Annotated in this window: 22 protein-coding genes; 12 read left to right on the forward strand and 10 right to left on the reverse strand. The window is 68.0% G+C overall.

Annotated elements, in window-relative coordinates:
* Positions 1 to 18 precede the first annotated feature (18 nt).
* Positions 19 to 1161 (forward strand): class II histone deacetylase, encoded by a 1143-nt coding sequence (locus FOC67_RS20040; RefSeq protein ID WP_009313474.1) that lies wholly within the window; start codon positions 19 to 21, stop codon positions 1159 to 1161.
* Here FOC67_RS20040 and FOC67_RS20045 read toward each other — a convergent pair.
* The gene (locus FOC67_RS20045) at positions 1146 to 1928 is read right to left on the reverse strand and encodes a sulfite exporter TauE/SafE family protein (RefSeq protein ID WP_003105892.1); all 783 of its coding nucleotides are present in this window, start codon (positions 1926 to 1928) and stop codon (positions 1146 to 1148) included. The two genes, FOC67_RS20040 and FOC67_RS20045, sit on opposite strands and share 16 nt — an antisense overlap.
* 107 nt (positions 1929 to 2035) lie before the next feature.
* On the opposite strand from FOC67_RS20045, the gene FOC67_RS20050 reads away from it, so the two are divergent.
* The 7 genes from FOC67_RS20050 (at position 2036) to FOC67_RS20080 (ending at position 9105) form a co-directional block, all read left to right on the forward strand.
* Complete coding sequence (locus FOC67_RS20050; RefSeq protein ID WP_003137872.1) at positions 2036 to 2944, forward strand: LysR family transcriptional regulator; 909 nt, start codon at positions 2036 to 2038, stop codon at positions 2942 to 2944.
* 36 nt (positions 2945 to 2980) lie between these two features.
* Entirely contained in the window at positions 2981 to 4360 is a 1380-nt protein-coding gene (gene xseA / locus FOC67_RS20055) for an exodeoxyribonuclease VII large subunit (protein ID WP_009313469.1), read from the forward strand.
* A gap of 6 nt (positions 4361 to 4366) precedes the next feature.
* Positions 4367 to 5302: a LysR family transcriptional regulator gene (locus FOC67_RS20060; protein ID WP_003092728.1), complete on the forward strand. Its 936-nt coding sequence runs from the start codon at positions 4367 to 4369 to the stop codon at positions 5300 to 5302.
* Between the two features lie 151 nt (positions 5303 to 5453).
* Positions 5454 to 6494, forward strand: coding sequence for a TRAP transporter substrate-binding protein DctP (dctP, locus tag FOC67_RS20065; protein ID WP_009313467.1), 1041 nt, complete (start codon positions 5454 to 5456; stop codon positions 6492 to 6494).
* Positions 6495 to 6567: 73 nt separating this feature from the next.
* On the forward strand, positions 6568 to 7062 hold the full coding sequence (locus tag FOC67_RS20070; protein WP_003143145.1) for a TRAP transporter small permease: 495 nt from the start codon (positions 6568 to 6570) through the stop codon (positions 7060 to 7062).
* Positions 7059 to 8339, forward strand: a complete 1281-nt coding sequence (locus FOC67_RS20075) for a TRAP transporter large permease (RefSeq protein ID WP_003092733.1) — start codon at positions 7059 to 7061, stop codon at positions 8337 to 8339. Before FOC67_RS20070 ends, FOC67_RS20075 begins: the two co-directional genes overlap by 4 nt.
* Before the next feature lie 4 nt (positions 8340 to 8343).
* Positions 8344 to 9105 carry a M15 family metallopeptidase gene (locus FOC67_RS20080; RefSeq protein WP_009313463.1) on the forward strand — a complete coding sequence of 254 codons (762 nt, stop codon included), beginning with the start codon at positions 8344 to 8346 and terminating at the stop codon, positions 9103 to 9105.
* Here FOC67_RS20080 and FOC67_RS20085 read toward each other — a convergent pair.
* A complete protein-coding gene (locus FOC67_RS20085; RefSeq protein WP_003137870.1) occupies positions 9102 to 10055 on the reverse strand; it encodes a GlxA family transcriptional regulator in 954 nt (317 codons plus the stop codon). The two genes, FOC67_RS20080 and FOC67_RS20085, sit on opposite strands and share 4 nt — an antisense overlap.
* Before the next feature lie 120 nt (positions 10056 to 10175).
* Here FOC67_RS20085 and FOC67_RS20090 point away from each other — a divergent pair, with 120 nt between their 5' ends.
* Entirely contained in the window at positions 10176 to 10805 is a 630-nt protein-coding gene (locus FOC67_RS20090; RefSeq protein ID WP_003119300.1) for a cysteine hydrolase family protein, read from the forward strand.
* Positions 10806 to 10839: 34 nt separating this feature from the next.
* On the opposite strand, the gene FOC67_RS20095 is transcribed toward FOC67_RS20090, so the two are convergent.
* The 3 genes from FOC67_RS20095 to FOC67_RS20105 all read right to left on the reverse strand — a co-directional run bounded on the left by FOC67_RS20095 (position 10840) and on the right by FOC67_RS20105 (position 12464).
* Positions 10840 to 11412: a putative natural product biosynthesis protein gene (locus FOC67_RS20095; RefSeq protein ID WP_003122107.1), complete on the reverse strand. Its 573-nt coding sequence runs from the start codon at positions 11410 to 11412 to the stop codon at positions 10840 to 10842.
* A 56-nt stretch (positions 11413 to 11468) separates the two neighbouring features.
* On the reverse strand, positions 11469 to 11945 hold the full coding sequence (locus FOC67_RS20100; protein WP_003109794.1) for a copper chaperone PCu(A)C: 477 nt from the start codon (positions 11943 to 11945) through the stop codon (positions 11469 to 11471).
* Between the two features lie 129 nt (positions 11946 to 12074).
* Positions 12075 to 12464, reverse strand: coding sequence for a DUF2946 family protein (locus FOC67_RS20105; RefSeq protein ID WP_003119299.1), 390 nt, complete (start codon positions 12462 to 12464; stop codon positions 12075 to 12077).
* Positions 12465 to 12635: 171 nt separating this feature from the next.
* Between FOC67_RS20105 and FOC67_RS20110 the strand changes: the two genes are divergently transcribed.
* Both FOC67_RS20110 and FOC67_RS20115 read left to right on the forward strand, forming a co-directional pair.
* The gene (locus FOC67_RS20110; RefSeq protein WP_003092745.1) at positions 12636 to 13484 is read left to right on the forward strand and encodes a M23 family metallopeptidase; all 849 of its coding nucleotides are present in this window, start codon (positions 12636 to 12638) and stop codon (positions 13482 to 13484) included.
* 85 nt (positions 13485 to 13569) lie between these two features.
* Positions 13570 to 13965, forward strand: coding sequence for a DUF4345 domain-containing protein (locus FOC67_RS20115; RefSeq protein WP_003092748.1), 396 nt, complete (start codon positions 13570 to 13572; stop codon positions 13963 to 13965).
* A gap of 17 nt (positions 13966 to 13982) precedes the next feature.
* Here the strand turns inward: FOC67_RS20115 and FOC67_RS20120 are convergent, their stop codons facing one another.
* The 3 genes from FOC67_RS20120 to FOC67_RS20130 all read right to left on the reverse strand — a co-directional run bounded on the left by FOC67_RS20120 (position 13983) and on the right by FOC67_RS20130 (position 18216).
* Complete coding sequence (locus tag FOC67_RS20120; RefSeq protein ID WP_003092750.1) at positions 13983 to 15398, reverse strand: PepSY domain-containing protein; 1416 nt, start codon at positions 15396 to 15398, stop codon at positions 13983 to 13985.
* Between the two features lie 64 nt (positions 15399 to 15462).
* A complete protein-coding gene (locus tag FOC67_RS20125) occupies positions 15463 to 17634 on the reverse strand; it encodes a TonB-dependent copper receptor (protein WP_083842281.1) in 2172 nt (723 codons plus the stop codon).
* Between the two features lie 120 nt (positions 17635 to 17754).
* A complete protein-coding gene (locus FOC67_RS20130) occupies positions 17755 to 18216 on the reverse strand; it encodes a DUF2946 domain-containing protein (protein WP_003092760.1) in 462 nt (153 codons plus the stop codon).
* A gap of 479 nt (positions 18217 to 18695) precedes the next feature.
* On the opposite strand from FOC67_RS20130, the gene leuA reads away from it, so the two are divergent.
* The gene (leuA, locus tag FOC67_RS20135) at positions 18696 to 20366 is read left to right on the forward strand and encodes a 2-isopropylmalate synthase (protein WP_003092766.1); all 1671 of its coding nucleotides are present in this window, start codon (positions 18696 to 18698) and stop codon (positions 20364 to 20366) included.
* A 69-nt stretch (positions 20367 to 20435) separates the two neighbouring features.
* On the opposite strand, the gene FOC67_RS20140 is transcribed toward leuA, so the two are convergent.
* Complete coding sequence (locus tag FOC67_RS20140; protein ID WP_003092770.1) at positions 20436 to 20768, reverse strand: DUF5629 family protein; 333 nt, start codon at positions 20766 to 20768, stop codon at positions 20436 to 20438.
* Positions 20769 to 20821: 53 nt separating this feature from the next.
* On the reverse strand, positions 20822 to 21277 hold the full coding sequence (locus tag FOC67_RS20145; RefSeq protein ID WP_003107363.1) for a hypothetical protein: 456 nt from the start codon (positions 21275 to 21277) through the stop codon (positions 20822 to 20824).
* Positions 21278 to 21302: the final 25 nt, after the last annotated feature.

Here is a 21302-nt window from a genome sequence, read left to right on the forward strand (position 1 = left end):
GAACCACGGATACCCGCCATGACCCGACGTACCGCTTTCTTCTTCGACGAACTCTGCCTCTGGCACGCCGCCGGCCCGCACGCGCTGACCCTGCCGGTCGGCGGCTGGGTGCAACCGCCTGCCGCCGCCGGACACGCCGAATCACCGGAAACCAAGCGCCGGCTGAAAAGCCTGCTCGACGTGTCCGGCCTGACCGCCCACCTGCAACTGCGCAGCGCACCGCCGGCGAGCGACGAGGACCTGCTGCGCGTGCATCCGGCGCACTATCTGGAACGCTTCAAGGCGTTGAGCGACGCCGGCGGCGGCAGCCTCGGCCAGGACGCGCCGATCGGCCCGGGCAGCTACGAGATCGCCCGGCTCTCCGCCGGCCTGGCCATCGCCGCGCTGGACGCGGTGCTCGCCGGCGAGGCGGACAACGCCTACTCGCTGTCGCGGCCGCCAGGTCATCACTGCCTGCCGGACCAGGCGATGGGCTTCTGTTTCTTCGCCAACATCGCCGTGGCCATCGAGGCGGCCAAGGCGCGCCACGGCGTCGAGCGGGTCGCGGTGCTGGACTGGGACGTGCACCACGGTAACGGCACCCAGGCGATCTACTACCGGCGCGACGACGTGTTGAGCATTTCCCTGCATCAGGACGGCTGCTTCCCGCCTGGCTACAGCGGCGCCGAAGACATCGGCGAGGATCGCGGTCGTGGCTTCAACCTCAACGTGCCGCTGCTTCCCGGCGGCGGTCACGACGCCTACATGCAGGCCATGCAACGCATCGTGTTGCCGGCGCTGGAGCGCTTCCGCCCGCAATTGATCGTGGTCGCCAGTGGCTTCGACGCCAACGCGGTGGACCCGCTGGCACGCATGCAACTGCATAGCGACAGCTTCCGGGCGATGACCGCGATGGTTCGCGACGCGGCCGAGCGGCATGCCGGCGGACGCCTGGTGGTGGTCCACGAAGGCGGCTACTCGGAAGCCTACGTGCCGTTCTGCGGCTTGGCTGTGATCGAAGAACTCAGCGGCGTGCGCAGCGCGGTGCGCGACCCGCTGCGCGACTTCATCGAGTTGCAGCAGCCCAACGCGGCGTTCCGCGACTTCCAGCGCCAGCGCCTCGAAGAGCTGGCCGCACAGTTCGGCCTGTGCCCGGCGCAGCCGCTTCAAGCGGCCAGGTAGCGCCCGACCAGCGCCAGGCCGCTGCACAGCACCAGCCAGGTGACCAGGCGGACGAAGGCTTCACGCGACAGACGCAGGGTCACCCGACGGCCGATCCACAGGCCCAGCGCCATGCCCGGCAGCAGGCAGGCGGCGAGCAGCCAGGGCTCGCGCGCGGCATACAGCCCGGCGAGCAGGAACAGCCCCAGGCGGACGAAGGTGCTACAACCGATCAGCGCGCTCTGGGTGGCGCGCATCTGCTCCTTGCTCGCCAGGCGTCCGTTCAGGTACAGCGAATAAAGGAAGCCGCCGCTGCCGAACAACGCGCCGAACAGCCCGCCGAAGACACCGAAGGGCAACGCCCAGGTCGCCCGCCAGCGCGGCTGGCCGCGTGGCTGGAGGAACAGCGCGTAGAGCGCATAGAAACTGACGAACACGCCGAGGGCCAGCATCAGCAGCTCCGCGCGTAGCGCCAGAAGTCCGTACGCCCCGAGCGCACAGCCCAGCAACATGCAGGGCAGCAGACGCTTGAGCTCAGTGATGGCGATCTGCCGCCGCGCCGGCAGCCAGTTGCCGAACGACGCGCTGAAATCCAGCAGGACCAGCAGCGGAATGATCTGCGACAGCGGCAGCACCCCGGCCAGCAACGGGCCGGCGACCAGCGCGGTGCCGAAGCCGGCGATGCCGAACACCACATAGGCGAGGACGATGGCCAGTTCGACCAGCAGCCATTGCCATAGGCTGAACGGCAGGGCGGCGAACAGGACTGACGGATCGAGCGAGGACATGGCGACTCCCGGAACGACGACCTGCGCACTCTAGCGAGCGCAACGGCGCGCCAGCCAATACAATCCGAGCCCTGTAGCCATCTCGAAAAGGCATGGGGAATCTTCCGATGATCTCTTTGCGGCAACTCCATTACTTCGTCGAAATCGTCGAGTCCGGCGGCTTCAGCCGTGCCGCCGAACGCCTGTTCGTCGCCCAGTCGGCGCTCAGCCGGCAGGTGCGCGAACTGGAGGACAGCATCGGCACCCCACTGCTCCGCCGCGGTCCGCGCCAGGTCGAGCTGACGCCGGCCGGTCGCGCCTTCCTGCCACGCGCGCAGCGCCTGCTCGGCGACCTGGAGGCCGCCCGGCGCCTGGCTCGCGAGGTCGGTGAAGGCGGCCATGGCCTGCTGCGCCTGGGGCACTCCAGCTCGGTGCCGCTGGTGGGCGGCCTGCAAGCGGCGCTGCGCGGCTACCTCGCGGCGCAGAGCGGCGTCCGCCTGGAACTGACCCAGCAATCCTCCGAGCAGCAACTCGCCGATCTCGCCGAAGGACGCCTGGACCTTGGCCTGCTGCGCCTGCCGGTGCTGCGCCAGCATCCCCGGCTGCACCTGCGCGCCCTGTACCGCGAGCCGTTGCTCCTGGCTCTCGCCGCCGACCATCCGCTGGCCCGCCGTGAAGCCCCCGTGGCCCTGGCCGCCCTGGCCGGAGAAACCTTCGTCTCCATTCCCCACCTGCAACGCGGCGGCCTCAGCTATCGCGCCGCCGAACTCTGCCTCGGCGCCGGTTTCTACCCACGCCCGGCGCGCGCGCTGTCGCGCAAGACCAGCCAGTTGCAACTGATCGAGGCCGGCTTCGGCGTCGCCCTGGTGCCCGCCTCGATGCGCGCCATCGCACCGCCCGCCGTGCGCTTCATGTCTCTGGCCGAGGCCGAGGCATACAGCGAGGTGGCGCTGGCCTGGCGACGCGACGATAGCCCCCTGGTGGAAGGCTTCGTCGAATATTTCCTGGAGAATCTGCCGAACGAAGCCAAGGATTGATCGCACATCCCGGTGCGCCGCCTTATCATGCCGCCCATGCGTAACGATCCCTTCCAACGGCTCGGCCTCGATCGCGAGGTGCTGACCGTCAGCCAACTGAACCAGCGCGCCCGCCTGCTGCTGGAAGACGTGTTCCCGCAGATCTGGGTCGAGGGCGAGCTGTCCAACCTCGCCCGGCCGGCCTCCGGTCATGTCTACTTCACCCTCAAGGACAGCAACGCGCAGATCCGCTGCGCGCTGTTCCGGCAGAACGCCCTGCGCGTACGCCAGGCCTTGCGCGACGGGCTGGCGGTAAAGGTGCGCGGAAAGATCTCGCTGTTCGAGGGACGCGGCGACTACCAGCTGATCGCCGATACCGTCGAGCCGGCCGGCGACGGCGCCCTGCGCCTGGCCTTCGAGGCATTGAAGGAAAAACTCGCCGGCGAAGGCCTGTTCGCCAGCGAACGCAAGCGTCCGCTGCCCGCCCATCCGCGCCGCATCGGTATCGTCAGTTCGCCCAGCGGGGCGGTGATCCGCGACATCATCAGCGTGTTTCGCCGCCGCGCACCGCAGGTCGAGCTGACCCTGGTGCCCACCGCAGTGCAGGGCCGCGAGGCCGTCGCGCAGATCGTCCGCGCGCTGCAACTGGCCGACCGGCAAGGCTTCGACGCGCTGATCCTGGCCCGGGGCGGCGGTTCCCTGGAAGACCTCTGGTGCTTCAACGAAGAAGCGGTGGCGCGCGCCGTGGCGGCCTGCACCACGCCGATCGTCAGCGCGGTCGGCCACGAGACCGACGTATCGATCAGCGACTTCGTCGCCGACGTGCGCGCCCCGACGCCTTCGGCCGCCGCCGAACTGCTGGCGCCCAACGCCGGCGACCTGCAGCAGCGTCTCGACGGCCTGCGCCGGCGCCTGGTGCTGCGCATGCGCGACCAGTTGCTGCGCGAACGCCTGCGCCTGGAAGGCGTCGCCCGCCGCCTGCGCCATCCCGGCGAACGCCTGCGCCAGCAGGCACAGCGCCTGGACGACCTGGACATGCGCCTGCGCCGTGCCTTCGAGCGCCAGCTGGCGGTCCGCCACGAACGCCTGGTCCGCCTGGAGACGCGTCTCGCCGCACAGCATCCGGGCCGCACCCTGGCGCTGCTCCGGCAGAAGCTCGACAGCCTCGCCGCGCGCCTGCCGCGCGCCGCCCGCGAGGCACTGAGGGATCGTCGTCAGCGCCTCGAAGGACTGGCGCAGACGCTCAACGTGGTCAGCCCGCTGGCGACCCTGGGCCGCGGCTACAGCATCCTCCTCGACGAGCGTGGCCGGGCGATCCGCGATGCCGGCCAGACCCAGCCGGGACAGCGCCTGAAGGCGCGCCTCGCGGAAGGCGAACTGGAGGTGCGGGTCGAGGACAACCACCGGACGCCGGTGACCCTGTCGCTGCTGGACTGAGCCGCGATGATCCGCCTCAGCCAGCGCGCCCTGGCCTACCTCAACGAGGTGATCCACCACGGTTCTCTTCGCCGCGCCGCCCAGCACCTGAACATCGACCCCTCGGCCATCAGCCGGCAGCTCGCCAGCCTGGAGGAACATCTCGGCGTGCGCCTCCTGCAACGCACCCCGCAGGGCGTGGCGCCTACCGAGGCCGGCGAGCTGCTGGTGGCGCACTACCGCCAGCAACGGGCCAACGAAGAGGGCGTGCTGTCGCGTCTGTCGGCCCTGCAGGGGCTGCGCCAGGGCAAGGTGCGCCTGGCGGTCGGCGAGGGCTTCATCGCCGACCTGATCTCCCAGCCATTGCAGAGTTTCATCCTGCGCTACCCCGGCATCGAGCTGGAGGTCCGCATGGCCGGGGCCAACGAAGGCGTGGCGCTGGTCAAGGAAGACGCCGTCGACCTGGCCCTGGTCTACGCCCCGGTCGAGGACGGCGAGCTGGACGTGCACGTCGACACCCGCCAGCCCCTCGACCTGATCATCCCCGCCAACCATGCCCTCGCCGGACACCGCGGCGCGGTGCCGATGCGCGCGCTGCGCAACGAGTCGCTGGCGTTGATCCACAACAGCACCGGCATGGGTCAACTGGCGGTGATCGCCGCCCAACTGGAGCGCATCGAGCTAAGGCCGAAGCTGCGCACCAACTCGGTGGCGGTGCTGACCAATTTCGTCAAGTCCGGCATCGGCGTGGCCTTCATGCCGGAGTTGACGGTCAGCCACGAGATCGAGGCCGGGCATATCCGTTGCCTGCCGCTGGCCCACCCGGCGCTGCGCGACGCCCGCGCGCGGATCGTCAGCCACAAGGGCCGCGAGCTGACCGTGGCGGCGATCGCCTGCCTGGAACACCTGCGCCGCGGCATGCGCTTCTTCAGTGGCGACGCGCCCGGGCTCTCGCAGCGCTGAGGCGTTGCCTTTTTCGCATCACGTCCGGACTTGAATAGTCAACGAGACAACGGCTAGCGTTGCTTCGCTTTCGTGCGAGCACCCGGCCCCGCGCCCCGACAAGAAGTGCCGCCGATCCCTCGACCGTTCGGACTGCCATAAGGAAAACAACATGCACACGAATCCGCGCCGCGGCCTCGCCCGCCGCTTCGCCGCCGGACTGCTGGCCGCCGCCCTGGGCCTGGGTGGCAGCCTCGCCCAGGCCGCCACCACCCTCAACCTGAGCTATAACGGCGCCGCCGACAGCGAGAAGAACCTGGTGCACCTGTTCGCCAGCAACCTCAAGCGCCTGGCCGAGGAAAAGAGCGGCGGCGAGCTGCAGTTCAAGCTCTACCCCAACAGCATGCTCGGCGAAGAGGAGCAGCGCATGGAACAGGTGATGACCGGCCCCGGCCTGAACATCGCCTCGTTCGCCGGGATCGCCCCGCTGTTCCCGGAGATCTACGTCAGCGCCACGCCCTTCATGTTCAAGGACGCCGCCGCGGCCCATGCCTTCTTCGATAGCGGCAGCTACTGGAAGGCCGCCCGCGAGGCCTTCCGCGAGCGCACCGGCACCGAGCTGCTGGCGGTGGTCGAGGAAGGCGGCTTCCTCAACTTCACCAACGGCAAGAAGCCGATCCACGGCCCGGCGGACTTCCAGGGCCTGCGCTTCCGCGCCATGGATCCCAGCCAGGTGGCGCTCTACGAAGCCTTCGGCGCCTCCGGCACGCCGATCCCGTGGACCGAGTTGTACATGGGCCTGCGCACCGGCGTCGCCGACGGCCAGATGAACCCGACCTCCTACATCATCCTCGGCAGCCTCTACCAGGTGCAGAAGTACCTGACCCTGGCCAACATCCAGTACTCCGACCAGTTCCTGGTGGCCAACGGCGATCTGCTCGCCAGCCTCCCGGCAAAGGCGCGCCAGGCCCTGCTCGACGCCGCCGCCGAAGCCACCCGGCTGAACCGCGAGGCGGTCGCCGCCCAGCAGGAGCGCGACCTGGCGTTCCTCAAGGAAAAGGGCATGCAGATCATCCAGCCGTCCGCCGATGACCTCGCCGCCTTCCGCGAGAAAGGCCAGCCGTCCTACCTGGCCTGGCTGAAGACCCAGGACATCGAGCCGCGCTGGACCGAGATGGCCTTCCGCGACGCCGGTCTCGCCACCGCCCCCTGACCTTCGCGCGTTGCCCCCCGACGGCCGCTGCCGTCGGCCGGGCGCGCCTGTCCGACTTTCCGGAGTACCTCCCATGCCGTCATTGCTCAAGGGCATGCGCGCCGCGTTGCTGAACCTCGCCACGCTGCTGTTGCTGCTCGACCTGGTCCTGCTCATCTACGGCGTGTTCGCCCGCTACCTGCTCGGCAGCTCGCCGATCTGGATGGACGAACTGGCCCGCTACCTCATCATCGGCGCAGTAATGCTGGCGCTCGGCGCGGTATGGATGGAAGGCGGGCACATGCGCGTCAACCTGCTGGAACAACGCCTGCCGCCGCGCCTGGCGCAGGTCCTCAGGCTCTACCAGTGGCTGCTGGCGCTGGCCTTCTTCGCCTTCGCCGCCTGGGTCAGCACCCGCTACGCGCTGAACGCCGGGCGCTTCCGCAGCCTCGGCCTGGGCGTCAGCCGCACCTGGCCGTTGCTCAGCCTGCCGCTCGGCTTCGGCCTGCTGACCCTCATGCTGTTGCTCCAGGGCCCCTGGCCGCGGCAGCCGGCCAGCACCACCGTCGAGGGAGGGTCGCAGGCATGATGGCCATCGCCATGATCGCGGCCTTCGTGGTCAACCTCCTGCTCGGCCTGCCGCTGTTCCTCTGCCTGCTGCTCACCGCGCTGGTGGGGTTCCTCTTCGTCGACCCGGCGCTGTTCGCCAACACCCTGCCGCAGCGCTTCTTCGGCGGCATGGACATCTTCTCGCTGATGGCGATCCCGCTGTTCGTGCTGGCCGGCAACCTGATGAACCATTCCGGCATGACCCCGCGTCTGATGCGCCTGGCCAACGCCCTGGTCGGCCACTTCCGCGGCGGCCTCGGCCACGTCAACGTGGTCGCCGGGGTGTTCTTCGCCGGGGTCAACGGGTCCGCCGCGGCCGACGCTTCGGCACTCAGCACCCTGCTGGTGCCGGCCATGGAAAAGGAAGGCTACTCGCGGCGCTTCGCCGCCGGGCTGACCGCGGGCAGCTCGCTGATCGGTCCGATCATCCCGCCGAGCATCTTCATGATCCTCTACTCCTCGCTGACCAACACCTCGGTGGGCGAGCTGTTCCTCGCCGGGGTGATTCCCGGCCTGCTGCTGGCCGCCGCCTTCATGCTGCTGAACGCGGTGTACGCCTACCGCAACGGGCTGCAGGCGCGCCATGCGGCACCGGCCTGGGGCGAGATCCTGGCGGCGCTGTCCGGCGCCCTGACCGCGCTGATCGCGCCGGTGATCATCGTCGCCGGAATCGTCCTGGGACTGGTCACGCCCACCGAGTCGGGCGCCCTGATCGCCCTCTACGTGGCGCTGGTCGGCCTGCTCCAGCGCCAACTGAGCCTGGTCGGGCTGTGGAACTCGCTACGCGAGACGGTACGCCTGACCGCCAGCATCTACGTGATCATCGCCGCCGCTTCGGTGGTCAACTGGTTGCTCAACTACGCCCAGGTCGCCAGCGAGTTCGCCCAGTTGCTGGAGCCGTTCGGCCACTCGCCGACCCTGATGCTGTTCATCATTAGCGCGGTGATCTTCGTCTGCGGCATGCTCATGGAAGAAGTCTCGGTACTGATGCTGCTGACGCCGATAGTCGCTCCGGTGGCGCTGGCCGCCGGCGTGGATCCGGTGCACCTGGGGCTGATCTTTACCCTGAACATCACCATCGCCCTGATCACCCCGCCAATGGGCGCCTGCCTGTTCATCGTGGCGACCATCAGCCGCCTCGATATCCTGGAAATGTTCAAAGGTATCTGGCCGTTCATCCTGCTGGCCCTGGGGGTACTCTCGCTGCTGATCCTGTTCCCCTCCCTGACCCTGTGGCTGCCACGCCTGCTCAATTGACACCATGACCGACTTCACCCAAGCCATCCCCGTTCTCCCGGAGCCCGACTGGCACGCCGTGGCCGGCATCCCCATCGTCGATGCCGGCACGCCGCTGGAGGCGCTCGGGCTGAGCCGCGAGTTCAGCGTCTGGCCGGCCTACCACAAGCTCGGAATTCCTCACGCGATCCCGGAGTGCCACGCTCGCGGCGAGGTCTTCGAGCGTCTCCTGCGGGTCGCCGCCGCCCTCCCCGGCGGCGTACGCCTGGTGGTGCTGGACGCCTGGCGGCCGTTCGCCGTGCAGCAGTATCTCTACGACAGCCTGTCCAGCGCCCTGGCCGCGCACTACCCACGGGCCGGCGAAGCCGAGCTGGAACGGCTCACCCGCCAGTTCGTCTCGCCGCCGAGCAGCAGCCGCGAGGCGCCCAGCCCGCATCTCACCGGCGGCGCGGTGGACGTCACCCTGTGCGACGCCCAGGGCCGCTGGCTGGACATGGGCAGCGCCTTCGACGAAGCCGTGCCGGCCTCCTACACCGCCTACTTCGAACGCCTGGCGGAGCCCGACGCGCGCCAGCGACGCGTCCGCGATCATCGTCGCCTGCTCTATCACGCGATGCTCGACGCCGGTTTCAGCAACCTGCCCAGCGAATGGTGGCACTACGATTTCGGCGACCAGCTCTGGGCCTGGCACACCGGTGCGACGCAGGCGCTGTTCGGCCCGGTGCAGTTGCAGGCGATGGACGCGCTCTGGCGCCAGCAGTTGCAGAAGCGCCCTCCGGCGGACTAGGAGGCGAAGGCGCGCCGGTAGCCCAGCGGCGGCAGGCCGAACGCGGCGGAGAACTGCTGGCGCAACGACACCGCCGAACCGAAGCCGGCCAGCCCGGCGATCGCCTGCACCGAATGCTCGGTGGTTTCCAGCAGGCGCTGGGCCAGGGCCAGGCGTTCGGCCTGCAGCCACTGGCTGACGGTGGTGCCGGTGAGCTGGCGGAAATGCCGGGTGAAGGTCCGCCGGCTCATCAGCACCCGCTGTGCCAGGCTGTCCAGGCTGTGCGCCTGGTCGAGGTTCTGCCGCAGCCACACCAGCAGCTCGCCGAGACGGCCGTCCTGGGCGCTGTCCGGCAGCGGCTGCTCGATGAACTGGGCCTGGCCGCCCTGCCGATGCGGCGCCACCACCAGGCGCCGGGCCAGGTGATTGGTAGTCTGCGCGCCGAGCCGCTGGCGGACCAGGTGCAGGCAGCAGTCGATGCCGGCGACGGTGCCTGCCGAGGTCAGCAGGCCGTCGTCCTCGATGTACAGCACGTCGGGCTCCACCCGCACCGCAGGGAAGCGCCCAGCGAAATCCTCCGCCCACATCCAGTGGGTGGTGGCGCGGCGACCGTCGAGCAACCCAGCCTCGGCCAGCACGAAGGCCCCCAGGCACAAGCCCACCAGTTGCGCACCGCGTGCACGGGCCGCGATCAACGCATCCAGCAGCGCTTGTGGCGGACGCTCGTGTGGATCGCGCCAGCTCGGCACGATCACGGTCTGCGCCTCGGCCAGCGCTTCCAGCCCGGCCTCGGCCTCGATGGTGAACCCCACCGTGGTTCGCAGCCGGCCCGGCTCGGCGGCGCAGACACGCAGGTCGAAGGCCTGCGCGCAGGGGTCGTAGCACTCCTGGCCGAACACCAGGCAGGGCACCGACAGGTGGAACGGACTGATGCGGTCGAAGGCCACCACGGCCACGGACTGGCGGGACATGCGCACCTCGGTGGGTATGAGCGGGTTGGCCCGATTCTAGCGAAAGTTGTCTCTCAGGCCACTCACTCGCTACGCCGCACCGGGACCAGAATCCGCCTCACCCACTCAGGAGGAAACGCCATGTCCACACGTCAACCCAAACGCGCCTTGCTGGTCATCGACGTACAGAACGAATACGTCAGCGGCAACCTGCGTATCGAATTTCCCGCCATCCAATCGTCGCTGGAACGTATCGGCGCCGCCATGGATGCCGCCTACGCGGCGGGCATCCCGATCGTCGTGGTGCAGCACCTGGCGCCGGCGGACTCGCCGTTGTTCGCGCGCGGCAGCCGGCAGGCCGAGCTGCACGAGGTGGTCGCCTCGCGGCCCTACCAGCACAAGGTGGAAAAGCAACTGGCCAGTTCCTTCGTCGGTACCGGGCTGGCCGACTGGCTGCGCGAGCGCGACATCGACACCCTCGCCGTGGTCGGCTACATGACCCAGCACTGCGACGACTCGACCATCCGCCAGGCGATCCACGAAGGCTGGCAGGTGGAATACCTGCACGACGCCAGCGGCTCGGTGCCCTACCGCAACCGCGCCGGCCAGGCCAGCGCGGAAGAGATCCACCGGATCTTCGGCATCGTCCTGCAGTCCTCCTTCGCCGCCGTGCTCAGCACCGAGGAATGGCTGGAAAGCCTCGCCGGCCGGCACGTTCCGGAACGCGACAACATCTACGACTCCAACCAGCGGGCCCTGGCCAACCGCTGAAACGACGCCGCCCCGTACGCGGGGCGGCGAGCGCTCAACCGACCAGCGAGCCGCGCGCCGGCAACGGCTTCCAGCCCGGGAACTCGCGCAGCCGCGGGTCGGGCACCGCGCAATAGGCGAATGTCCAGTTCGGCGCCGGCAGGTCCAGGCGCTCCAGCGGCACGCGCGTGCCGGCGCCGGCCTGCGGCGCTTTCCAGTCCTGGGTGATGTGCGCACCGCCCTGGCTGGCCAGGAGGATGCCGCGGTTGGCGCTGGTATCGTCCACCGTCCAGCGCGCGGCGGAGGCGTCCATCAGCACCTCCAGGTGCTCGTCGGTCACCTTGGCGCCGAACGGCGACTGCAACAGCCAGCAGTACAGGCGCAGGTGCATCGCCCAGTTCCAGGCGGCCTTCTGCTCGGCCGCCCATTGCAGGAAACCGCGGAGGATGGTCAGGCCATCCGGCGGATCGATCTTCAGCAGTTCCGGGCAAAGGTCGTAGAGATGGTGCCAGGCGCTGCTCAGGCGCTTGTTGAGCTGGTCCGGACGCAGGGTGGAGTTCTTCGGCGGCAGGCTGGGAGCCACCACCAGGCCGGTCTGCGCCGGCAAGGGATATCTGTTGCTGTTCATGCTCTGAACCTCGCACGCAAAGGCGGGGCGCCGGGCGCCCCTGCTCGACACGGCGCTCAGTGGCCGTGCTGCTCGTGCCCGCCCTGTTCGGCCGGCGCCTTGGACTCGACGACGATTTCCACCGGCACGTCGCCGGCCTTGCGGAAATGCAGCGTCAGCGGGAAGCGCTCGCCGGCCACCAGTGGCTGCTTCAGGCCCATCAGCATCAGGTGGTAGCCGCCGGGAGCGAAGCGCAGGTCCTTGCCTGGTGCGACGTCGACGCTGTCGACTTTCTGCATGCTCATCATGCCGTTCTTGTGCACATGCTCGTGCACCTCGGCGGAAGCCGCGCGCGGCGTGTCGGCGCCAAGCAGGGTGTCGTTTTCCTTGCCGTGGTTCTGCACCACGAAGTAGGCCGCGCCGTTCGGCGAGGTCGGCGGCAGGGCCAGCGCCCAGGGATGCTCGATGTGCAGTTGGCCGGCGCTGTACTCGTGGGCCTGGGCGAAAGCGGAAACGGCCAGCAGGGCCGCGGCAGCGAAGAAGGATGTGCGCATGGTGACTCTCCAGTAGCGTATGACCGGTCTTTTTCCGTCGGACCGGCGATTCCATGGGGGAAGCTAGGGTATTGCGCCGCGACCTGCCCCGACCCGAAGGTCCAGGTTGTCGAAGGCGCGGGGGAGGAGTCAGGCGACAGGAGAGGCGCGCGGATTGGCGAGGCGCCAGTAGCGCAGGGGAGGCAGGTCGGTGGCGGAGAAGGCGTTACGGGCCGGGCTGGCCAGCGGCGCCAGCGGCAATGCCGGCCAGGAGGCGACCAGTCCGGGCGTGCCGGCGGCGCCGGCGCAGCAGCAGAGGTGCGGGGCCAGGCTTTCGTGGTCGTCGGGAAGATCGATGTCCTTGAACGCGGCGCTCAGCTTCAGGCGCAGCAGCGAATCGGACGAGGTGCTGCAGAAGCCGCCGAGCAGCAACGAGGCGCGCTCCTGCGTCGTCAGCGCCTGCGAAAGCGGCACCACGAACAGGTTCATCAGCACGGCCAGGCTGGCGAGCCAGGCCACGGGGCGCCGTGACAGGGGCATCGTCGGTTCTCCGGAGAATGGGCCCTTTATGCCTGAGCGCGGGGCAAAAGTAAAAACGCCGGGCGCGACAGAGTGCCGCAGGTGAAAACGTTTGCAACCCTTGCGGGCTTTCCCCCGCCGCGCTCTTCCGCCAGCATAGACGGCTTTGACGCCCGACGAGTCGAGTAGCCGATGCCCCGCACCCTAGCCTTCGTTTCCACGCTGTTGCTCGCCGCTTTCTGCGCCCTGCCCGCCCAGGCCGACAGCTTCATCATGCGCCTGCTGAACAAGCCGGTGCCCGGCGGGGTGGCGGTGGTCGACCTCGGCGAGGAAGGCCCGCCGCCGCGGGCCTTCTACCAGGGCAAGCCGGTGCTGGTGGTGCGCGAGGAAGGCCGCCGCTGGATCGCCGTGGTCGGCATCCCGCTGAGCACCAAGCCCGGCCCGCAGAAGCTGGAAGTGCGGGCGGCGACCGGCAACCACGAGGAACGCTTCAGCGTCGGCAGCAAGCACTACCGCGAGCAGCGCATCACCCTGAAGAACAAGCGCCAGGTCAATCCGCTGCCGGAAGACCTCAAGCGCATCGAACGCGAACTCGCCGAGCAGACCGCCGCCTACCGCCGCTTCAGTCCCGGCCTGCCCAGCAACCTGATGCTCGACAAGCCGGTCGACGGTCCGCTCTCCAGCCCCTTCGGCCTGCGCCGCTTCTTCAACGGCGAAGAGCGCAACCCGCATTCCGGTCTAGACTTCGCGGTACCGGCCGGTACGCCGATCAAGGCGCCGGCGGCCGGCAAGGTGATCCTCATCGGCGACTACTTCTTCAATGGCAAGACGGTGTTCGTCGACCATGGCCAGGGCTTCATCAGCATGTTCTGCCACCTGTCGAAGATCGACGTGAAGCTCGGCCAGCAGGTGCCGCGCGGCGGCGTACTCGGCAAGGTCGGCGCCACCGGCAGGGCCACCGGACCGCACATGCACTGGAACGTCAGCCTGAACGACGCGCGGGTCGACCCGGCGATCTTCATCGGTGCCTTCCAGCCCTGAGAAGTGAGCAACGCGGCGCCGGCTGAGGTCAGAAGGAACAGGGGGCGCGTCAATGCGCCCCTTTCATGACCAAGGGAGACACCGCATGACTCACCCGCTTCGCCTGCTCTGGCTGTGCTCGGCACTGTTCGTGGTCCTCGGCCTGGGCTTCGTCTTCTTCCCCGGCCCGCTCGCCTCCCTGCTCACCAGCGGCGAACCGCTCACCCCCGCCGCCCTCACCGACCTGCGCGCCAGCTACGGCGGCACCAGCTTCGGCATCGGCCTGCTGCTCGGCTATGCCGCCCTGCGCCCCCGCTACCTGGTGCTCGGCCTGCTCGCCGCCCTGGCGGTGATCGCCAGCGGCGGCGCGGCGCGTCTCTACGGTGTGCTGATCGACGCCTCGCCGGCGCTAACCACCTTCCTCTGGCTCGGCGCCGAGGCGCTGCTCTGCGTGCTGTTGCTGGCGGCACTCTGGAAGACCCGCCAGCTCGACCTCGACTGAGCGCCGGGCAGCAGGTCTCAAGCCAGGACCCGGCGAACCGCCGGCAGCCGCGACAGCACCAGCCAGTCCAGCGCCCAGACCAGCAGGAGCGAGGCCCCCACCAACGGGAAGGCCACGCCCAGCGCCAGCATGATGGCGATGCCGGTCTTCCAGCGCGGCAGCTCGTGGCGCAGCGGCGGCACGCCAAGGCGTCCGGCCGGCTTGCGCTTCCACCAGATCCACAGGCCGCTCGCCGAGCTGAGCAGGATCGCCAGGCAGACCGCGAGCATCAGCAACTGGTTGCCCAGGCCGAAGAGCTTGCCTTCGTGCAACACGACGCCCATCTGCACGCTCCTCGCCACCGCGTTGTAGTCCTGCCAACGCACGTCGGCGAGAACCTTGCCGCTGTACTGGTCGATGTGCAGGGTGGCGTCGTGGCGCGGATCGTCGGGGAACACGGAAATCGTGTAGACCCCCTCCATCCCGCTCGGCAGGGCGATCCCGTAGCCCGCCGCCACGCCGCGCTCGCGGGCGATATCCACCACCCTTTGCAGAGGGATGCCCGCCGGCATCGGCATGTCCATCGGCATCGCGTGCCCGGCCTGGGCGGAATGCCCGCGATGCTCGGCATGGGCGTCGGCCGCCGGCGGCTGCGAGCGCGGCAGCGGAGTGTTCTCCAGCGGCCAGGGCACCTGCTGGCGCGATGCGCTGTTGAGGCTACCGGCCTGCATGTCGGAGGTCGGCACATCGTTCCACATCGCCGCCGGGAAGCGGTTCCAGACATCGGCGAACTGCTTGCCCCAGTAGCCGGTCCAGGTCATCCCGCTGAGCAGCATGAACAGCAACAGCAGGCTGCCCCAGAAACCGGCGACCACATGTAAATCGCGCCACAGCGGTCGTCCGCGCAGGTGCAGGCGCGGCCAGAACAGCGCGCTCGCCGCCCGCCCGCGCGGCCACCACAGGTAGAGACCGGAGACCACCAGGACGATGCCCCAGCCGGCGGCCAGCTCGATCAGCCGGTCGCCGACGGTCCCGACCATCAGCTCGCCATGCAGTGCCCGGGCCACCGCCTGGAGATTCAGTTGCGCATCCTGGCGGCCGAGTTCGCGTCCGCTGTAGGGATCGACGAAGAGGTTCCATTGCCTGCCCTCTTCGCCAATCACGAATTGCGCGCTGCGCCCCGCCTCGCTCGGCGGCAGGTACTGGCTGACGGCGGCCTGCGGGTGCGCCTGGCGCACCCCGGCGAGCAACTGGTCGGCGCTGCGCATCTGCGCACCGGCCTCGACCCGCAGCAGTTGCGGATAGAGCAGCGCATCCAGTTGTGGCTTGAACAGGTAGACGATTCCGGTCAGCGCCAGCAGGATCATGAAGGGCGCGACGAACAGGCCGGCGTAGAAATGCCAGCGCCAGGCCAGCGCGTAGAAGTCACGGCCGTTCTTTTCGTTCGATTGCATGGATCACCTCATCGGAGCGCACGTAGGCAAGGCGGGCCCCGCTGGACGGGGCCTCGTTGAAGGTTCAGAAGCTGAAGTCGACCTTGGTCCAGAAGGTCCGGCCCGGCTCTGGAACCGTTTCGTTGGCGGAGAAACCGAAGCCGGCGTCGCCGGCCTTGTTCAGGTGCTCGGTGTAATCCTTGTCGAACAGGTTATCGACACCGGCGCTCAGCTTGACGTTGCGAGTCACCCGGTAGGCGCCGTTGAGCGAGAAGACGCCGAAGCCGGCGCTCTTGTCGAAGTCCTTGCCGACCACGTTGCCCTGGTCCCTGGCGATGCGATTCTGCGGCGCGACCACCCGCCACAGGCTGCCGGCACTCCAGTCACCTTCCTCGTAGGTCAGGCCGAAGCGCGCTTCCAGCGGCGGGATCTGCGGCAGCGCGCGGTCGTCCGAGCTGTTCTTGCCCCAGGCATAGGCCAGGCTGGCGTCGGTCTTCCAGTTGCCGGTGAGCTGGTAGGAAGCGCCCAGCTCGCCGCCCATGATCCGCGCGTCGACGTTGGTCGCCTGGGTCGAGGAGCCCATCATGCCCTCGCGATAACTGAACAGGATGAAGTCCTGGACCACCCCGACGTAGCCGGAGGCCCAGGCCTGCAGCTTGTCGCCGTTGTACTGGAGGCCGAAGTCGAACTGGGTGGTCTTTTCCGGCTTGATCTTGTCGAAGGCGTTGACCGACCCGTTCGGCCCGCGCTTGGGCGAGAACAGCTCCCAGTAGTCGGGGAAGCGCTCGGCATGGCCGAGGCCGGCGTAGAGGGTGGTCGGCGAGTCGGCGAGGTCGTGCTCGTAGCGCACGAAGCCGCTGGGCAGGGTATCGGCGCGGGTGTCGTTGGCCGTCGGGTTGGCCATGGCGTGGCCCATGTGCCCGGACTTCAGGGTCTGCCGGTAGTCCTTGACCGAGGCGCGGTCCAGGCGCAACCCGCCGATCAGCCGGTCGCGCTCGGCGGCGAACCAGGTCAGTTCGCCGAAGGCCCCGTAGTTGTGGAACACCGCGTCCTTGCTCCAGGGGAACTGGTCGGCGTCGGTGTAGTAGTCGGTCATCATGTCGTACTTGGAGCCGCGCGCGCGGTGCTCGTTGCGCATGGCGTCGACCCCGGTGACCAGCTTGAAGTCGTCCCAGCGCCAGGTGGCCGCCAGGCGACCGCCGAGGGTGCGTCGGTCCACCTGGGACGCCATCGGCATGGGCATCATGCTGGACGGGTCGGGAGTGCGCAGGCGGAAGTTGTCCATGATGTGGTCGGCGTAGTTGTAGTAGACCTGTGCCTCGACCTTCTCCAGCACATCGCTGACGTTCGATTTGACGAAGCGCAGGCCCAGGCTCTCGCGCTTGAACTGCGAGCCGTCCATGCCGCGCCCGGCGTAGCGTGCCTCGCCGTCGCCCTTGCCGGCGGTGAGTTCGATCAGGGTGTCCTCGTCGGGGGTCCAGCCGACCGCGACGTCGCCGTTCCACTTCTTCCAGCGCGACGGCACGGTATTCCCGGCGCCGTCCTCGTAATCATCGGACTGCGCGTGGTTGCCGGTGAAGCGCAGGTAGCCGAGCCGGTTGCCGGCGGCGGCGTCCAGCACCTTGTCGAAGCGGCCATTGGAGCCGGCCAGCAGGCTGGCGTTGACCCGCGAGCCGAGTTCGCCGAAGCGCTCCGGCTCACGCTCGAAGAGGATCGTCCCGGCCGATGCGCCCGGCCCCCAGAGCACCGTCTGCGGGCCCTTGATCACGGTGAGCTTGTCGTAGGTTTCCGGCGAGATGTAGGAGGTCGGCGCGTCCATCCGGTTCGGACAGGCACCGAGCATCATGCCGCCGTTGGTGAGGATGTTCAGGCGCGAACCGAACATCCCGCGCAGCACCGGGTCGCCGTTGCTGCCGCCGTTGCGGATCACCGCGAAGCCGGGAATGGTCTTCAGGTAGTCGGCCCCATCGCTGGCCGGCACCGGTTGGCGCGGCTCCTTGGGATTGGTGACGATGGTCAGCGGCAAACTCTGGGCGACTCCGGTGACCACGCTCGGCGCCAGCTCCACGGCGTGATCCTGGTGCTGTGAGTGTTCCTCGGCCAGGAGCGCCGACGGAGACAGGGCCAGGCCGCACAGTGCGGCGAAGGCTCCCGCCCAGCGGCGGCGTTGTGCGAGACGGGCAGGGTCGAAGCTGAAAGCGGCGGTCGGGCAGGCGTTGCCGGCCGCTCGTTGTTGAGTAGACATACGTTTTTCCATGATCTATGTGACTTCCGCCCCGCCCCCACGGCGAGCAGGCACCCGGCCAGGCTCGCGTCACCGGCGCGGCGAAGACGCGCCGGTGCCCCCAGGAAGCGGCGGCTATCGGATTGAAAGATGTCAGGCGATCAGGAACGGCGGCGCACGGGTACGGGCGCCGGGAAACACCGGCGAGGCGACGAACGCCTCGTTCAGGAAAGCGACGGCGGGCGCCGTCGCGAAGGGAACGGAGAACAGCGCCAGGCAGGCGTCTTCGGTGAGCGGCGGGCTGTGGAACAACAGGCTGCAATAACCGCACTTCTCCCAGAGCACGTCGCTGGCCAGGCGATTGCCTTCCTCGCCGCCCATCCCCGGCATGCCGGCATGGACGACGGAGCGCTGGGCATCGGAACAGCCGGCATGGGCCATGTCGCCATGGTCCATGTTCTCGTGGGACATGCCTTCGTGGCCCATCCCCACGCCCATCGGCATCGGGTGGTCCATCGGCATCGACTGGGAGATCAACGGCCCGACGAAGATCATCAGCATGGCGAACAGAGCCAGCCATGCACCGATGCCTTGTCGTTTCAGAGTGGTCGCCACCTGCGACTCCCGCCGTCTTGAATGAAGACCACCGCGTAGCGGGCCGGATGGCCGCTCGCGCCGGGTCATGCCGAAAAGAAGAATGCGCCTGTCGTTATACGCCCCAGGCACGGGGAACGAAATGATCGCACAAGGGCGGCTGGCTCTTCTGCGGCATGGGGCCGCAGAATTTTCCATTGCGGAGAGCGTGCCGGCGGCGCAATCGAGGACAAGCCTTCACCGCCGAGAAAGAATAAAAACCCACAAAAGCCGCACAAATGGGAAATTCTACTAATTTTCCTTTAATGCTTGCCATTCAAATGCAGTCTCACTAGTGTGGTACGCATGAAAACACCACACACCCTCATCCTGCTCCGCCAACACGCCTGCCTGTGCCTGGTCAGCCCGCGACTGCGTGGCTGAGCGACGCTTCTCTTCATCTCGTCACTGCGTTCGCCTGGCCCCGCCGGCCCAGGAACCGACTCCAAAGGATTAGCCCCATGAGCATGTTGAAAGACCCTTCGCAGAAATACCGCCCATTCCCGGCCATCAATCTGCCCGACCGCACCTGGCCGTCGAAGACCATCACCGAGGTGCCGATCTGGTGCAGTTCCGACCTGCGCGACGGCAACCAGTCGCTGATCGAACCGATGGACGCGGCGAAGAAGATGCGGTTCTTCAAGACCCTGGTGCAGGTCGGCCTGAAGCAGATCGAAGTGGCCTTCCCGTCGGCTTCCGATACCGACTTCAACTTCGTCCGCGAGTTGATCGAAGGCAACCACATCCCGGACGACGTCACCATCCAGGTGCTGACCCAGGCCCGCGAAGACCTGATCACCCGCACCTTCGAATCCCTGCGCGGGGCGAAGAAGGCCATCGTCCACGTCTACAACGCCACCGCCCCGTCGTTCCGCCGCATCGTCTTCAATCAGGACAAGCAGGGCGTCGTGGACATCGCCACCAACGCCGCGAAACTGATCAAGAAGCTGGCCGCCGAGCAACCGGATACCCAGTGGTCGTTCCAGTACTCGCCGGAAATCTTCAGCTCTACCGAGCTGGAGTTCTCGGTGGAGGTCTGCAACGCGGTGATCGACGTCTGGCAACCGACCCCGGACAACAAGATCATCCTCAACCTGCCGGCCACCGTGGAGTGCGCCACGCCGAACGTCTACGCCGACCAGATCGAATGGTTCGGCCGCCACGTCGACAAGCGTGACAGCGTGATCATCAGCCTGCACACCCACAACGATCGCGGCACCGGCGTGGCCGCCACCGAGCTGGGCCTGATGGCCGGCGCCGACCGCGTCGAAGGTTGCCTGTTCGGCAACGGCGAGCGCACCGGCAACGTCGACCTGGTGACCCTGGCCTTGAACATGTACACCCAGGGCCTGCATCCGCAACTGGACTTCTCCGACATCGACGCGGTGCGCAAGGTGGTCGAAGAGTGCAACCAGTTGCCGGTCCACCCGCGCCATCCATATGTCGGCGACCTGGTCCATACCGCTTTCTCCGGCTCGCACCAGGATGCCATTCGCAAGGGCTTCGCCCAGCAGAAGGAAGACGCGATCTGGGAAGTGCCGTACCTGCCGATCGATCCGGCCGACATCGGCCGCGACTACGAAGCGGTGATCCGGGTCAACAGCCAGTCCGGCAAGGGCGGCATCACCTTCCTGCTCGAACAGGAGTACGGCATCAGCCTGCCGCGGCGCATGCAGATCGAGTTCAGCCAGGTAGTGCAAGGCGAGACCGACCGTCTCGGCCTGGAAATGACCGCACAACAGATCTACTCGCTGCTGGAAAACGAATACCTCAAGGCGACCTCGCCCTACGTCCTCGCCAGCCATCGCCTGCAGGAAGAGAACGGCACCAGCGCCGTCGACCTGGAAGTCTCCTTCGACGGCGAGAAGCAGCACTGGCGCGGGATCGGCAAGGGACCGCTGGAAGCCTTGGTGGCCGCCCTGCCGGTCAAGGCGGAAATCATGGACTACCATGAGCACGCCATCGGCGCCGGCGCCAATGCCAAGGCCGCGGCCTATATCGAGATCCGCCTGGAGGGCCAGCGCCCGCTGCACGGCATCGGCATCGACGAGAACATCACCACCGCCAGCTTCCGCGCTCTGTTCAGCGCGCTGAACCGCGCGGTGACCCAGGCCGAGGCCAAGGCGGCCTGACCGGCACGGAAGGAAAAAAGGGAGCCAGGCGGCTCCCTTTTTTCATGGGCATCTTTCAGCTGAGTCGCTTCACTCATCCTCGCCGCTGGCGCTGACCGCTCCCAGGCAACGGAGCTGGTACGCCCCCTCCCCTGTGGTCAGGCGCCAGGACTCACCATCGGCCTGGGGCTCGGCTTCCATCACCGCGTTGTAGGAAAAACGCCACTCGCGACGGGTGCGTCCATCCAGGCTTTCCACCGCCAGCACCCAGTCTTCGCTGGCGAACGGCTGGTCGGCTTCCGCCGCCAGGTCCGCCTGGTCCAGCAGGTTCTCGTTGAGTTCGAAGCGCCAGGCGTGCAGACCGTCGATCTCGAGCATGTCGGCGGTTTCCAGTTCATCGAGCAGGTAGCGTTGTGTAGTCATGGCCAGTCATCGCGGATAAAGAACTCATGATAAGGCAAAGCGCGGGCTGCCCCTCACACCACCAGCATCACCACCGGGATCGCTACCGACAGGACCACCAACATGAACAGCAGGCCGATCCCCGCCGCCCGCCAGTTGGAAATGAACGCTCCGCCCGCTGCCTTGTGGCTGTCCAGGGCCGGACCGAAGGCTGATTTGGCGTAGTAGACCATGCCGAATATCTGCGCCACCGTGAAGCCGATCGAGGGGATGTTCTCCGGCAGTATCGCGCCCAGAACTGGCAGCAGGACAAACAGGCAGAGGCCGACCAGCCAGGTTTTCCCGACTTCCTGCGCCCGTCCCAGGCGACGGAGATTCACCGCCGCGAGGAAGGCACCGGCCAGGGGCGTGCCGATGAAGGTACCCAGACCGATCGCGGAAAGCCTGTACAGCGGCTCGCCATGGGTGGCGTCAGGCTCGTCCAGGCGGGCCTCCGGTGGGCGGAACGGATTCTCGGTGTCGCTGTTCATGCGTGTGCTCCCTGCGGATATTTAC

The organism is Pseudomonas sp. FDAARGOS_761 (assembly GCF_013343155.1).
Classification (GTDB): domain Bacteria; phylum Pseudomonadota; class Gammaproteobacteria; order Pseudomonadales; family Pseudomonadaceae; genus Pseudomonas; species Pseudomonas aeruginosa.